This is a genomic window from Arthrobacter sp. W4I7 (assembly GCF_030816215.1).
In the GTDB taxonomy this organism is placed as follows: Bacteria; Actinomycetota; Actinomycetes; order Actinomycetales; family Micrococcaceae; genus Arthrobacter; species Arthrobacter siccitolerans_A.
In genome coordinates, this window is sequence record NZ_JAUSXU010000001.1 from 2550379 (window position 1) to 2565090 (window position 14712).

Annotated in this window: 12 protein-coding genes and 3 pseudogenes; 7 read left to right on the top strand and 8 right to left on the bottom strand. The window is 63.6% G+C overall.

Going from position 1 to position 14712, the window contains the following annotated elements; translation table 11 throughout:
* Window positions 1-559: 559 nt before the first annotated feature.
* Together QF047_RS11655 and QF047_RS11660 are read right to left on the bottom strand one after the other, a co-directional pair.
* Window positions 560-1243, bottom strand: coding sequence for an ABC transporter ATP-binding protein (locus QF047_RS11655; RefSeq protein ID WP_307277117.1), 684 nt, complete (start codon window positions 1241-1243; stop codon window positions 560-562).
* A complete protein-coding gene (locus tag QF047_RS11660) occupies window positions 1240-3975 on the bottom strand; it encodes a branched-chain amino acid ABC transporter permease/ATP-binding protein (RefSeq protein ID WP_307277119.1) in 2736 nt (911 codons plus the stop codon). The genes QF047_RS11655 and QF047_RS11660 overlap by 4 nt, the downstream gene beginning before the upstream one ends.
* A 556-nt stretch (window positions 3976-4531) precedes the next feature.
* On the opposite strand from QF047_RS11660, the gene QF047_RS11665 reads away from it, so the two are divergent.
* From QF047_RS11665 to QF047_RS11675, 3 genes and pseudogenes are all read left to right on the top strand, one after another.
* Entirely contained in the window at window positions 4532-5767 is a 1236-nt protein-coding gene (locus tag QF047_RS11665; RefSeq protein WP_307277122.1) for an ABC transporter substrate-binding protein, read from the top strand.
* Between the two features lie 498 nt (window positions 5768-6265).
* A pseudogene (locus QF047_RS11670) lies at window positions 6266-6724 on the top strand (SDR family NAD(P)-dependent oxidoreductase); the annotation flags it as partial.
* A complete protein-coding gene (locus tag QF047_RS11675) occupies window positions 6721-7188 on the top strand; it encodes a nuclear transport factor 2 family protein (RefSeq protein WP_307277125.1) in 468 nt (155 codons plus the stop codon). The pseudogene QF047_RS11670 and the gene QF047_RS11675, both read left to right, overlap by 4 nt.
* Before the next feature lie 821 nt (window positions 7189-8009).
* Here the strand turns inward: QF047_RS11675 and QF047_RS11685 are convergent.
* The 6 genes and pseudogenes from QF047_RS11685 to QF047_RS11700 all read right to left on the bottom strand — a co-directional run bounded on the left by QF047_RS11685 (window position 8010) and on the right by QF047_RS11700 (window position 10947).
* Window positions 8010-8387: a zinc-binding dehydrogenase gene (locus QF047_RS11685; RefSeq protein WP_307281908.1), complete on the bottom strand. Its 378-nt coding sequence runs from the start codon at window positions 8385-8387 to the stop codon at window positions 8010-8012.
* A gap of 18 nt (window positions 8388-8405) precedes the next feature.
* Window positions 8406-8948: an alcohol dehydrogenase catalytic domain-containing protein gene (locus QF047_RS11690; protein WP_307281911.1), complete on the bottom strand. Its 543-nt coding sequence runs from the start codon at window positions 8946-8948 to the stop codon at window positions 8406-8408.
* A 105-nt stretch (window positions 8949-9053) separates the two neighbouring features.
* On the bottom strand, window positions 9054-9938 hold the full coding sequence (locus QF047_RS11695; RefSeq protein ID WP_307277128.1) for an SMP-30/gluconolactonase/LRE family protein: 885 nt from the start codon (window positions 9936-9938) through the stop codon (window positions 9054-9056).
* Window positions 9939-10100: 162 nt separating this feature from the next.
* Window positions 10101-10232, bottom strand: a pseudogene (locus QF047_RS22355) (IS256 family transposase); the annotation flags it as partial.
* 145 nt (window positions 10233-10377) lie between these two features.
* Window positions 10378-10536: pseudogene (locus QF047_RS22360) on the bottom strand (helix-turn-helix domain-containing protein); the annotation flags it as partial.
* A gap of 231 nt (window positions 10537-10767) precedes the next feature.
* On the bottom strand, window positions 10768-10947 hold the full coding sequence (locus tag QF047_RS11700; RefSeq protein ID WP_307282135.1) for a hypothetical protein: 180 nt from the start codon (window positions 10945-10947) through the stop codon (window positions 10768-10770).
* Between QF047_RS11700 and QF047_RS22365 the strand changes: the two genes are divergently transcribed.
* The 4 genes from QF047_RS22365 to QF047_RS11715 all read left to right on the top strand — a co-directional run bounded on the left by QF047_RS22365 (window position 10939) and on the right by QF047_RS11715 (window position 14706).
* Entirely contained in the window at window positions 10939-11178 is a 240-nt protein-coding gene (locus QF047_RS22365; RefSeq protein ID WP_373427765.1) for a transposase family protein, read from the top strand. The genes QF047_RS11700 and QF047_RS22365 overlap by 9 nt on opposite strands.
* A gap of 655 nt (window positions 11179-11833) precedes the next feature.
* On the top strand, window positions 11834-12070 hold the full coding sequence (locus QF047_RS11705; protein WP_307277131.1) for a hypothetical protein: 237 nt from the start codon (window positions 11834-11836) through the stop codon (window positions 12068-12070).
* A 249-nt stretch (window positions 12071-12319) separates the two neighbouring features.
* A complete protein-coding gene (locus QF047_RS11710; RefSeq protein WP_307277134.1) occupies window positions 12320-13420 on the top strand; it encodes a helix-turn-helix domain-containing protein in 1101 nt (366 codons plus the stop codon).
* Window positions 13421-13773: 353 nt separating this feature from the next.
* Window positions 13774-14706 (top strand): alpha/beta hydrolase, encoded by a 933-nt coding sequence (locus QF047_RS11715; RefSeq protein WP_307277138.1) that lies wholly within the window; start codon window positions 13774-13776, stop codon window positions 14704-14706.
* The last annotated feature ends 6 nt before the right edge of the window (window positions 14707-14712 follow it).

Genomic DNA, 14712 nt, shown 5'->3' on the forward strand with positions numbered 1-14712 from the left:
GTCCAGCCGCCGATGTGGCCGAACGCATCATGCATCCCCAAGTAACGGTCCCTTGTTTTCCAGCACCGGTAGAGGGCTGGCCGCCCACGCCCGGCCCGGGTGATGCCCACTACGTAATAGCGGTCTGTACCAACTGCGCCTGCGCAGTCTCCTCGACCGTGGAGGTCACTCCGTTGGCGCTCCTTCGTCGTCGAACTGCCTGGCGATCCTCGAGCAGTCGGTTGTCGACAACGGGACCTTGATGACGACGTCGGAGTCCTCCGCCCCTGTTGTCTCGTTACCCGCCACCAGTGGCTCGAGGGCGCGAAGGCATCCAGATCCGCACGTGTCATGCCCAGATTCTCCGCACCCCGGCAGATTCACCGGGCACAACGGGAATAACGAGCAGCCCCCATCAACGTTGTAGGCGAGCGAGCCCGTGAAGTCAGCAGCGGTGAGCGGGAGGTGAAAGAGTCACTACCGTGTCGACCGCGCAGGCGCGTCTCACCTGCTTCATGCAGTACTTCCTTTCCTTCGGCCGGCGCCGAGCGCCCGGAAGATTTGAGCCCGGGCTGAACGATCAGGACCGAGCCAGGTATGCGTCTTCGATCGCGCTCATATTGCTGCGCGCCTCCGCGCCGGTTCCCTCGAACTCGACCCGCCCCTGGTTGAGGACGTAGACGCGGTCGGCGATCTGGAGCGCCTTTCGCACATGCTGCTCCACCAAGACGACCGCGCATCCGTCGTCCGCCGCCGCGCGTACCGCACTGAGCAGTCTGGCCACGATCAAAGGAGCCAGTCCGAGAGAAAGTTCATCGGCGAGCAGAATCTTCGGGCGGCGCGCCAGGGCGCGGGCGAGCGTAAGCATCTGCTGCTCGCCGCCGGACAGCAGGCCGGCCCGCCGACCGAGGAGCGGCTTCAGTTCCGGGAAGAGCTCAAGAGCAAGACGGATGTCGCACCTCCCGACTCGCAGGTTGTCGCGTGCCGACATGCTCGCGATGACCGAGCGCTCCTCGGTCACGAACGCCAGACCCGACCGACACCGACGGTGGAGAGAATCCTTTGCAGGCCTGCCGTCGATCGTGATGCGCCCCGCGCGGGGGGTGAGCGCACCGGCCAGAGACCTTAGGGTCGTGGTCTTGCCCGCACCATTCGGCCCCACGACGGCAACGACCTCACCGGAGGACACGCTCAGCGAGATGCCCTTGATGGCGGGAACCGAGCCATAGCCAGTTGTGATGCTCTCCGCAGTCAGCGTGGTCATTTTTGAACCCCTTCTGTGACAGGCTCAGAGCTTGTCGTGTCGTCCTCGCCGAGGTAGGCCCGCAGCACGTCGGGATGGGTACGGACGTGATCGGGATCGCCGGTCGCGATGGTGCGGCCGAACTCCAACACGACGATCTCGTCGCAGGTGCCCATCACAAACTGCATGTCGTGCTCGATCAGCAGTACACCGACGCCCCATTCTTCGGCGAGCTTGCGAACCAGGGCGGCCAGTTCAGCGCTCTCGTCCTCGTCCAGGCCGGCCGCGGGCTCGTCGAGCAGGAGGATCGACGGTGCGGCCGCCACGGCCCGTGCGATCGCCACCAGACGCCGGCGACCGTACGAGAGCTCCGACGGGAGCTTCTCCAGGTCTGCCTCCAACTCGAAGATGCGGACGGCAGTCACCGCGCGAGGAGGCAGGATGGCAGGACCGGGTACGACGAGGTCCGTCACCATCCGGGCCGCCCGATGGTCGTCCGTCGCTGCCAGAATGTTCTCCCGTACGGAGATGTCCTCGAAGAGTTCGAGACTCTGAAACGAGCGTGACACGCCAAGACGCGCCCGCGCGTGGACCAGCAACCGGTCCATGGGGACGTCGTCGATCCGGACGGAGCCACGGCTGGGCTTCACGAAGCCGGTGATCGCATCGATCACCGTTGTCTTTCCCGCACCGTTGGGGCCTATGAGGCCCAGGATCTGGCCGGGCCGGACCGAGAACGAAACGCCGTCGACTGCCACGACCCCGCCGAACCGCACCTGCAGGTCATCGACCCGGAGCACGTGCGGGTCGACCCTTTCGACTGGTCCGACGGCGTTGAGTGCCGGGACCCTACCGGTGCCCTTTCGGAGGCGGGCCAGGAGCGGGCGTAGCTTGCTAGCAAGGTCCGGCGCGATGCCGTCCGGTTGCGCGATGATCGTGGCGATGACAACGAGCCCACCGATGAGTGTCACGTACTGCGTGGTCAGATTGGGATCGAATCCCAGCGCATGCACGATCCCGTCCCCCACGAGGGTCCCGATGCCACCAGCCAGGAAGAACGCGCCGAAGATGGGACCGACGGTGAAACCAAGCCCACCGACGATGGCAAAGGCGACCGCATTGATGGACTGCTGCGGCGTGAAGCCAATGAACTGTGCGGTGGTGGTCTGAAACGCGAGCAGGATGCCGCCGACAGCTGCAATCGCCGACGAGGCCGCGAAGGCAAACAACTTCGTTGAGGCCAGATTGATCCCGAGTGCGGCGGCAGCCCGCTCGTTCGTACGGACCGCGATCAAGCGACGCCCGAGGGTGGAACGCCGCAGGTTGGTCACCACGACAGCGCACAGTACGAACGCTACGACAGCGAGCGTCGCGTAGCGCGCCACATGCTGCGCCGGGTCGATGGAGATCCCGAACAGCGTTTGCCCGCCGACAACGATGCCCTCGGTGCCGCCTGAGTACTCGTGGTTGTTGAAAAGGATGTTTTGACAGGCGACGCCCAGCGCGAGGGTCACGACCGCGAGATTGAGTCCCCGGGTACGGAGTGAGGTTAACGCGAAAACTATTCCCAGGGCCACAGCAGCGACGACCCCGGCTGCGAACGCCAACTCGAAGGGCAGGCCGACATCGCGCACCAGCCGGGCGGCCACGAAGCCACCGAAACCGGCAATTGCAAACTGGCCGAGGGAGAGTTGGCCGGAGTATCCGGTTAGAAGTACGAGCGACAGCATGATGATCGCGCTGGCAAAAGTGATGATGAGCGCGGCATTCCATGAGTCATCGAAAACGAACGACACGAGCGAGAGGGCGATCGCTGCCGCAACGGCCGTGCCTCCCCATGAGAGCCGTCCCGTGCCGAGAACCGGAAGCCTCTGAGCCGATGCCGATCGGTCCGGGAGGGCACGTCCACGGAACACCAGTACCAGCACGATGATGACCAGCGGCACGGTCACCGAGCTGCCCTGAATCTCAGCATCGACGTACCGGGAGACTAAGGACTCGACTAGACCCACGAGCAAACCGCCGAGCAGGACCAGGGGGAATGAGCGGAACTGTCCGATGAGTGCGACCGCCAGGGCGTAGATGATGATGAACGACAGCCGGGTGACATCCAGTGATCCGAAGATCGGCAGAAACAGAATTCCGCCCAGTGCAGCGAGCCCGGTGCCGATCGCCCAGTTTGCGGTGGCGATCAGGTCCGGCGACCAGCCCAGGGTCGAAGCAGCAATCGGGTTCTCCGCAGACGCCGTCGTGGCGAGGCCAAAGGGGGTCAAGCGGTACAGCGCCCATAGGAGCAGCGACACCGCCACTGAGACCGAGAACAGGTAGAGGCGGTCACCGCTCATCGTCGTTCCCAGCAGTTCAACGGGCGTCCGCGGCAACACTGGCATCAGGTAAGCGCGCACGGCGCCGCCGGACCAGATAGTGACTCCGGCGTTGATCAGGATCATCAGACCGAGGGTGGTGATGACCTTGGTGATGGGTGCGCTGTTCCGGAGCGGCCGCATCACGATGAGATAGGTCAAGGCGCCAAGCGTCGCGACCGCCAGCACCGTCGCGATTACCGCCGGCACCATCCCGAGCCCGTTGTCCTGCAGCTCGACGAAGAGGTAGGAACCCAGCATGGCGTAGGCGCCGAGTGCGAAGTTGAGGATGCCCGACCCGCGGAAGATCACTACGACCCCCTGCGCCAGCAGCGTGTAGACACCAGCGGCACCTAGTCCCAGCAGTGCGAAGGAGATCAGTTCAGACATGCAAGTGGCCCCTTGAGGTCAACGGCGGTGCCGTGATGTGCGTCATAGCGACAGAGCATTCGTAAACTCCCATCCCGGGGGATACGTCGAAAGAGTATCCTGATTGCCGCAAGCCTAAGTCGACACGGTTGCAGAGTCAATAGCCGACCGTAGCCATCCGGCACGCCGCGGGCGGCAAACTTGCGGCAACCAGGGTCCACCACTGATCGGCGTGCCGCCGCGCAGCGACCCCGCGTTTACGACGAGCGGCGCAGCTCTAACGCGACGGGCAATACAGAAGACTAAACAGGGCAGGCTGTAGCGGTGTTAATATGCGATAGGCCTTGCCGCTGAGAAAAGTATCCTATACACTCCGGAGTGGCTCCTCTTAGGCCTTAGGCGACCGAAGCGTTTTCTCGGCGACTGGCGCCGTAGCCCGGGTTAACCAATCCGCCATCCAAGCCGCTTATCTGGGTCCCGGACGCGGACTCCGCTATCAGTGGTAGGGCATTGCCGGGTGCCGTGAGCGCCGAGTGCATTCAGCCCTACCTTTCCCTAGAAAGGACCCATCCACCCCGTGAAGAACCTAATCGCGGCCGGCCTCGTCGCCCTCTCCGCTGGTCTCAGCCTGACCGCATGCTCCGTTTCAAACCAGAGCTCCGACCTCGCCGGCGGCCTCAGCGCTGAACCGATCAAGCTCATGGCCATCACGGCGACCGGGGGCACTGGGACCACCTATGAGTCCGACGTTGCTGGGGCACGCGCCTCCGTGCGCGCCATCAACGCACGCGGGGGGATCCACGGACGTCCGCTCGAACTCCTATACTGCAACGAGCGGAGTGAGGCGGCCGCTGCCGAGCAGTGTGCCCGAGAGGCAGTGAAGGAGGACGTCCTCGCCGTGGTCGCCATGACCTCGAGTCGAGGCGCCGCACAGATCTATCACGTTCTCGAGGCAGCAGACATCCCGGTGCTGGGGGCGACAGCCCTCTCTACGGCCGACTACACCAGCCCGGTCGCCTTCAATGTGGACGGCGGTGCGATGGTGGCCTTCACGCTGTGCCCCACAAACCTGGCTATGGGTGGTGCGACGAAGCAGGCCATGGTCCGCGCCGATTTGGATGTTGCAGCCGGGCTGGAACCGCTGGTCGCCAAGGGTATCGACGCAGCCGACCGTGCAGAGGACTCCAAGGTCGTGCTCAAAATCCCCGCCTCTGCAACTGACTACTCGGGCTACATCCGCCAACTCAAGGACGCCGGAGTTACCGGCGTGACGTCCGCGGTGTCCCAAACGACGCAAGTTCAGTTGCTCCAAACGGCGGAGACCCTAGGCAGCGACATGAAGGTGTGCGCCGACACCGGGAACATGAGCCCGGAAACGTTGGCGCAGTTGGGGGCGGCAGCCGACCGCTTCTACACCGTGGGACTGCCTCCCATTGACCCTTCTTCCTCTGTCCCGGGTGTTGCCCAGTTCGTCAAGGATGTCGAGGCATCGATCACGGCGGGGGATCAGTGGGCCGAGACCGCGCGGAAGCGCCCCTCGGCGATGCGCGGTTGGGTCGGGCCACGCATCGTTGAGCGGGTTGCATCCTCTATTGACGGAGAGCTGACGTCCGAATCGTTCCTGAAGTCCCTGAGGACCGAAACTGCACTCGACGTCGATATGTTCGGCACCATCGACTTCGCAAGCCCGGGGAAGCTTATGCCCAGCATCCGCAACCTCAAGGGCTACCTGTCGAAGTGGAGTCCCAAGGACGAAAACTACGTCCTCACTGTCGACCAGGCACTCGACGCAAGCAGCGCCTTGACTAAGTGACCCTCGAGCAGGGAGAAGGCGTGGGCCTTCTCCCTGCTCGAACTCGACGCATACCGGGAGGTTTTCCCAATGACTGTCAGGCCCACGCTTTTCGCCAGCGCACGCACGTGGCACTCCGGCCGCTGTTTGAGGAAGTCGCTTCACATAGATACCGCGGATTCAAGGTGTCGTGAGGCATGCCACGTGACCAAGATGATGAGAACCAGTGATGCCCTCACGCCAAGCCTCAGGTATTTCATTCCCACCCGGCGCCTGCGTGATCACCGGCGCCGCTTCCGGTGTCGGCAGGCTACGCGCCGAAGACACTGGCACGTTGGGTGTCAACCTGATCCTCCTCGACGTGAACCCAATCGACGACTTAGTGGCGGCAGGTGGTGCCTCATCGTGTTCTCCCACCAAGAGGCACTCACGAACGGGTGCGGGCGGGCTCAGGGTGATCGGTTCTGCCATTTTTAGCGCTGGCGTCGTGGCTCTGGATCGCGCGGGGCTCTCGACCGCACCGCGTTCGAACGCATCATGCTTGTGAACGTGATCGGTGCCATCAATCTGTTCGAGGTGCTCGTGGCCGATCAGGTCGTGTCGGGGACGGATCGCGGGGCATTCGTCGCCGTCTCTTCAGTGGACGGAGTTCGGGGCAACCCCGCCGTCGCATCCTACACCATGTCAAAGCATGCTCTCAACGGCTTCGTAAAGGCGGCCGCCCTCACCCATGGACCACGCGGTCTTCGCGTAAATGCGGTGTGTGCCGGCCCCATTGCCACCCCCATGTTTGCTTCCGGGGAGCGAAACGGGCCCGAGGAGGTGGCTAAGCACGACGCTCTTATAGAGCGGTTTCCCCTTGGCTACGTGTGCCCGCCCGAGGCCGTAGCACGAGCAGTCCGCTTCTTGGTTTCCGATGATGGCTCGTACGCGAACGGAGCCTTGGTACCGGTCGACGGGGGGCTGTCGCTGACATGAACGCGGACGCTCTGAATGAGCTCGTCGCAGAGGGGGAAATTCGGCGACTGATCGCTCAGTACGCACAAATGGACGACGACGGAAATTGCGCCGGGATTGCGCAGCTCTTCATCCCGGACGGGTGGCTATATGCCAAGGGCGTGGTACACCAGGGTCCGGAAGCGGTGAAGCGCTTCATAGCAAGCGTGACGGACAACCGCGTCCTGCGACACGTCATGACCAATCACGTCATCGAGGTCCGCGAACCGGACCGAGCGGGCGGTAGTGTCGACATGGTCGTCGTGGCCCTCACTGAGGATGGTTGGGAAGTGCAGAGCACGCATCGGTACCTGGACGAGTACGTCAGGGTTGACGAGGCAGCGTGGCTGTTTGTTTCACGACGGATGCGTCACTGGCCCAACTCGAAGCGACAGGTCTGCGAAAGGAGTTTCAGTGAAGTTGTCAAGCCGCTTGAGCAGCTTTGATTCCGCGTTGCTCGAAGGGTTTCCGTGTCGAGCAGTGCCCAGATGGCGTTGATGTGGCGCCGGGCGAGGATAAGGACTGCTTGTTTTTGGTTCGTTCCCTCGGCGCGTTTACGGGTGTAGAAGGTCCGGGATACGGGCAGTGGACGGTGGCGGACTGGGCGGAGAGGAAGCATGCCCCAGGAGGGGGCCGTCATAACGCTTTCGTCGGTGGTGGGCGTCGCCGAGCAAGCAGCGTCTTCGCGACCCGCCCGGCCCATGAGACGCGGTCAAGTAGCGTCAGCGGCTCGAGTTCCTGCGCACAGTCGATGTGAGGGTCGCGGAACTAGGGAGTCCTCGACGCACGAGGTCTGCATCGACGACGAAGTGAAGTGTGCCCCGCACACGGAAGAATCACCGCGCAGACGATCGGGAACGTGAAGAGCACGAGGTCACCCAAGTAGAGCGTCCCTCCCGCGCACGTCTACGGAGATGCGATTTGAGCACACTTCACTAATCCGTCGAGACGGAGACCCGCTAACCGAGGAGGTTTGCGAAAGCACCGGTCGTCAACGGGTTTATCCCGCGAAGCCCGGCATCGCGCATATCATCGCCACTCCGACCGGCCCACCGCGCTCGGGTAGACGGGGTAATTGCATCCTGGTTGATGACCTCGCCGCGCACCGTCGCCGCTGCGCCCGGCGACGGTGATCTCCCGGTGGCAAACCTCTACGGGAATAAGCGCATGGTAGTAGGAACCATACTGGCGCAGCGGTATGGTTCGGTGCAGATCGGACGCCCGGCGACGGTCGCGGCGAGCGCAACTAGGACGGGATGAGGCCACATTAGGCGATTGACCGCGAAGCCGCGGGGGACGGCACTCGCGTTACCAACGAAAATCGGTTTTGGCCGCTAACGTCGAGCACTACCTTGCCGGTCGCCCGCCGCTCCCCGACTTGTTGTACGGCGAGCACCACGTCGTCAAGTGTGTGGACCGCGGCGACGTAGGGGACCATACCGGCCTCGGCAAACGCTGCGACCTTTCGCATCGCTTGAGCGTAGCGGTCGGGATGGCGCACCACGAATGAGCCTAGCTGAAACCCGCGGATCGAGATCTCTTTCAGCAGGACCAGATTGAGGGGCACTTGCGGTATACCCTCGGTGAATCCCACCGTGGCGAACACTCCGTCGGGCCGAAGGGCTCGGACTAAACTTGTGCCCAGGGGCCCCGACGATGTCCATTACGGCGTCCGCGCCCTCACCAGTGACCTCCCGAACGACTGCCCTCGTATCCTCGTGCTGGGGTCCACCAGCACTTCGGCACCCCGCTCGCCGCACAGGGCCAGCCGGTCGATGCCGCGGGCGCAGGCGATAATGCGCACACCCAACCGGGTCGCGAGGTCGATGGCAGCAAGTCCAACGCCACCGGCCGCCCCTGTCACGACGAGCCACTGACCGGCTTGGACTTCGAGCACCCAGCGCAGGACGTCCATCGCCGTCGCATACGCCACGCGGAGCCCTGCAGCATTCCGTGGGTGCATGCCGGTGGGGCTCCGAAAGAGCTCGTCTGGCCCAACGCGCACAAACTCGGCAAACGCACCCGAGGGATGCGACCCGAAAACGCGGTCCCCCGGGGACCACATCAATACACGATCTCCTACCTCAACAACGGTGCCGGCGAAGTCACTTCCCGGGACGAAGGGAACCGGAATCGAGTTCTGGTAGGCATTGGCCACCAAGAATACGTCGGTGTAATTGACTGCGGCCGCGTCGACGCGGATCAGGACGCCGTCTGCACACCTGCGGTCGGGATCGGGATCTCAGCGACCTCGAGCACGTCGGGTGAACCATAGCGCGGGCAGATGACCGCACGCATGTGGGCGCCGTTCTCACGGGCTGTCTGCACCCGGGACCGCCACCTCGACGTGCTCGATGCGCGCCTGGCGCCGTGCAAGCAGCGCGGACGGGTCGCCCAACTCACTGACAACGATGTAGAGCGTCCGCTTATCCGGCCCCCCTAGGGCACAGGTGATGCTCGAGAGTGGTGAGGTGTCGATGACGTCGGTGAGCTGGCCCTGTCGATTGACGCGAACGCAGCGAAGACCCTTGGGGTCAGCAACCCACACGCCACCCTCGACGTCCGCAGTGATGCCGTCCGCCCAGGATCCCTTCGGCAGGCGGGCGAGAACGCGAGGCTCCACGGGAGTCCCGTCAGCGCGGAGTGTAAACTCGCTCAGTTGATGGATCCGGGTCTCTGCGACCACCAGACGTCGATCAGGGGTGATCGCCAAACCGTTTGGCCGCCACAAGTCCCCGACGGCCATCTCCGCACTGCCATCGGGCCGGACGTGAACGACGGACGTCGACCGTCGGGGAGGTTCCTCATACCCGAAGCTGGAGACGTAGGCGTGCCCATCGGGCGCGACCACCATGTCGTTAAGCCGCGACCCTACAAGGTGTCCAAGGTCAGCGTGGACGTGCAGTTGAGTGCCGCTACGTCTATAGACCACGCGCTCACGCATCGAAACCACGAGCAGGTCGCCGTCGGGCAAGAAACCGAGCCCTGACGGCGAGCCCGGTATCTCGGCGACGATCTCATCGCTCCCGTCTGCGCCAATGCGGTGAACCGTGCCAGCCGGAATGTCCGAGACATACACCATGCCCTCCCGCCAGCGGATGCCCTCGGCGAAGCCGAGCCCCGTGAAGAAGACACCGTCCGTGCGGCGGACTGAAGGGGTTACGTCTGACAGGGACGGGACCGTGGGAATTATCATAAGTATACTCTTTATCATGTTTTGCTACGCGCGTCCACGAGAAGTACCCCCTGCAGTACCTATAGGGTGACCTACTTATATGCCAAAACAGCAAGGTCTCTAATCCTGTGATGTGGTGTCCGAGCTCTAATCCTTCGTTCCTTCAGGCCGGGCGACCATTTCCTACAGGGTTAACTCGTCTGGCACCTTCTCGCCGTTAAATGTGCGACGGACAGGATCGAGGACCTCGAGTCCGATGTATCGGCGATCTTGGGCCCATCCGTCGTGCTGCTCGGCCAGAACTGCGCCGACTAGTGCACGCTTCGCGCCGGATGAGGACCGGCCGGTCCTCATCCGGCGCGATAGACGGCCAGCATGCGGATGGACCAGTCGGTGTTGGGCAGCCCCAGGTGCGAGGACGGGCGGTGGCCGCCGCGGCGACGAACTCCTCGTTGCCGGGATCAAGCAGGCGTGGACGGCATTCCGCCCACTCAGGGTCCAGGCAGTCCAGCCCGATCTCGTTGAACCGGTGGATCACCTCCCGGACGGTGTCCTCGTCCGCGGCGACCAGCCGGGCAATGACCGGCACGGAATTCCCCCCGGCCGAGGCCAGGATCATCACTGCCCGCCGCCACAGGATGACCTTGCCGCCCTGTTTCGATTCCCCGCAGCGCACGATCCGCCGCAGCCTTTCTCCCTCCGCCTGAAATGCCTCTACCTGGCCACCCGGGAACTGGACCCCACCGGCAAAGGCAGGGCAAGTTGGGCCACACGATGGAAGCTGGCGCTGAACGCCTTCGCTTTTCCCCTTCGAAGGAAGAATCAACTAATGCCAACCGTGGACCCGCCGTTAAACGGGCTCTGTCGCGCTTTCGGTGGTGGTGCGGCGCGTCGAGGGCTGGTTCGTGCTTCCGGGCTTCTCATGATGGGGCATGGTTGATGCGGAAATGCTGGTCAGGATGGTGTTCTCGGGGTTGTCTGCGTTGGTGATCGAGGGGATCGTGGACACTGGCGAGGGGTCGTGGTTCACGCGTCGACGCGTGGCGGGGCGTTGGAGTGCCCGGCGTGTGGGACGCTGACCCGGAGGGTCCATGCCTTCCAGGGGCGGATGCTGGCGGACGTGCCGGTTGATGGGCGTCGCGTGCTGCTGCGGGTGCTAGTACGCCGGATGCGTTGCGGTCATCTGGCTGCGCGCGGCAGACCTTCCGGGAGCAGGTCCCGGGGTCGCTGGAGCGCTATCAGCGGCGCACGGCCCGGTTGACCGGACAACTGCGCGGGGTCGTTCACGAGCTGGCCGGCCGGGCGTCGGCCCGGCTGCTGCCGCTCCTTGGGATCGCCGCAGGGCGGGACACCGCGGTGCGAACGCTGCTGGGCACCGCGCTGCCGGAACGTCCGGTCCAGCACGCGCTGGCTGCGGCCGGGACTATGCCACCGTGCTTATCGATGCCGACACCGGCCAGAGGATCAACGTGCTGGCCGGTCGGGGCGCCCCAGCCATCACCTCAGTGGCTTCGCGCTCATCCAGGAGTGCAGACCGTGTGCCGGGACGGCGCAACAGGTCTGCAGGACGGCCCCGCGCCCGCACGACTGCCGGGCGCTGGCGGCAGGTGCAAGGAGCTGCCCGACCAGGGCGCCGGGCTGCTGCCGGCGGTTGAACCTGGGTCTGAAAACGGTCAAGCGCTACGCCCGCGAGCGAGCCAGAACGCCTTCGACGTGTTCCGCAGTACCGGCCTACGCGCGCGGAACCCTACCGCGATTATCTGCGACGTCGGCGAGCCGAAGAGCCCGGGGCGCCGGTCACGCAGCTGCTGGACGAGATTCATGAGCTCGGCTATCCCGGTAGTGCGAAGCTGCTGCATCGCTATCTGAACCAGGGCCGGGCCGATGAGGACCGGGCGCATCTGTCGCCTCGCCGTGTGACCCGACTGCTGCTGACCAAGCCGGAGAATCTGATCTATCGGCAGAGCGGGCGTCGTAATCAGCTCGCCGCCTCATGCTCGGAGATGACCGCTCCCTTCGGCCTGATCCGGGATTTCGCCGGCCTCCTGAAGTCTGACGAGACTAACCCGGAGAGGCTCGAGACATGGATCCGTGCCAAGTGCATACCGTCGCGTTTTCAGTACCTGCTATGGTCTTCCGCCGAACCAACCTAACCAAGTACTACTAGGCGACTGGTCCGCGCGTCGATGCTGTAGAGAAGCATTTGTCGACCTCAGGGCTGTTCCCGGTATTCGTCGGCTTGCAGCTGCTTAATAGGGCTCCGAGTTGAACTAGAGCATACCTGGTATGCGGTAACCCTTAGGTCCGATGGAACTCTTAGGAATCAGAGGCTACGAGATTCCGGACACTGGCCCTCATGTGCTGGATCGCCGTTCTCCGAGCACTTTTGGTAAGGTTCGCTCATGGTGACAGGACCAAACCTCCATGACGACGTGGAGCGAGCGGAGAACGCCCGAGATGTCTGCGCGAATATCCAGCTCCAACGATTCTTCGACGGGTTCCTTGAATCCGATGTGTCTCCTCAGGCCCTGTGCAGGCAGGTGGCAGCCCGGACCGGGACCTCGGCAGGAATCCGAGATCGGGCGGGAGTGTGCTACGCAGCCTCGCCAGAAGGCGACCTCATTCCCGCTGTTCCCCCAGCGGATGCCCGCCACCGCACGCTTACAGGGGGAGAGAACGTCTGGGTGGCCAGCGGGAATCTCTCGCCGGAGACTGAATACCACATTCTCGAGAATTTCGCGATCACCGCGAAGGTCTCACTCATAAGAGGGTCGCAGCAGTCGCCCGCCTATTTGATGCGCGTGGCCATCAATGTCAACGCTCCTAGTACAGAACGCCAAAGAGCCCTGCGAGAATTGGGCATCGCGCCTTCGTCTTCCATCTGGCTGCTCGCGGTCGCTGGCCCGCATGGAGGACGAGGCCGGATCGTCGAGCAGGTTCGCGAACATCACCCGGATGCACTTGCTGCGGAAGTTGGCAGGCTTACCGCGGTGATGGTGAATGAGGCCTGCGATCCCATGACTCTCAACGTCCCCACCGGCAACCACGTAGGAGTGAGTGCCCTCCTGCCCGCCCGCGAAGCGCCCGAGGCGTGGCGCGGGGCAAAGCTCACTCTGCGGTTCACTCAGCCGAGCACCCATGATTCCGGGCCGTATTCGCTCGTCGAGGCATCGCTCCTTTGTATGCAGAGGCTCAATGCGTACACTATACTTGCCGAGAGCCTGCAGGCGGAGAAAATCGCGGAGATCGGCGACGTGCAACGGCTGCAGTCGCTCATCCGCGCAGATGGCGTCGAAATGCTCACCACCTTGGACTACATCGCCGCGACGGACTCGTTGCGCGAGGCGGGCCGCCAACTCCATGCCCACCACAGCACGGTGGTCGCCCGGCTCTCGCGGGCAGAGCGTGCGCTCGGGTACCAACTCACAGACGTCTACGGGCGCAACAGGCTCTTCCTCTCTCTCATGCTGCGAAGACTCTGCGAGTCAATGGATCTGGTTTGAGGTTAAGATCCTGGTGGCGCCCAGCTGGCCCTCGCTGGTGAGCTCGAGCGCGCGTTCCCACACGTTGTTTCTGCGCAGCGGATGCTTCTCGCGATCAGTGCGCCCCACACACCCGGATAGCCATAAGTGGTCGAGGTCGAAAGCACACCGACAAATGGTGGGAATCACCGACGGGTGACGAGTGAAACAGGGCACTTTATCTCGTAACGTTGGAGGACCCGCGGAAATGGTGCATAACGGGTGGAAAAGCGGACCGTCCTTGGCTGCCCGCGTGCACCAGTAGAGCCAAATCACGTATCGGTCACGGCTTGCGCCCTTGACCTCAGCAACTGCCGTAGATCAATGGAGACACCATGGCATTGAACCAAGCTACACAAGCATTCGTTGAGCAACTCTCCTCCCGGGGCGGACCTCCAATGTGGGAGCTTGAACCGACAGTCGTCAGAAAGTCGGGTGAAACCCTCAAGCAGATGTGTGGGCCGGGGCCCGACATGGAGCGCGTGGATGAGGCGACCCTGACCTCCGCTGATGGCGGGACCTTCCGGGTGCGTGTCCTCGTACCGTCGGAGAACCCCACAGGGGTGATCGCCTACTCCCACGGGGGTGGTTGGGTGACCGGCAATATCGACGAGTTCGATACCTTGGGACGCCAACTTGCGAAGAAGTCCGGGGCGGCCGTGATTCTCGTCGACTACCGCAAGTCGCCGGAGAATCCCTACCCGGCAGCCGTCAACGACGTCTGGACTGCACTCAACTGGGCGGACCAACACCGAACGGAGCTCGCGGGGGCTGATGCCCCGCTGATCATCGCCGGCGACAGCGCCGGCGGGAATCTGGCAGCAGTCATCGCCAGGTGGGCCCGCGACAAGGACGGCCCCAAGCTAGACGCCCAGGTGCTCGTCTACCCGGTCACGGATGCCGTCTTCACCACTACATCGTATCGCGCCACAGAGAATCAGCTCCTGCTCAATGCAAGGGCGATGGAGTGGTACTGGGGGCATTACTGCCCTCCAGAAGATCGTGATCATCCGGATGTGAGCCCGTTGAGAGCGTCAGACTTCTCCGGACTTCCACCGGCGATCATTCTTCTCGCCGAACACGATGTACTCCACGACGAGGGCTCGGCCTATGCGAATCGACTCGAGGAGGCCGGTGTGCCCACTGACGTCCGCGTCTTCAAGGGACAGATGCATGGCTTCTTCACGATGGCCAACCTTCTGCCTGGCTCAGCCGCAGGAGTGGCGCACGTGTCCGAGAGGCTCGCCCCCTACCTGAACTCGAACTGAGGAGGA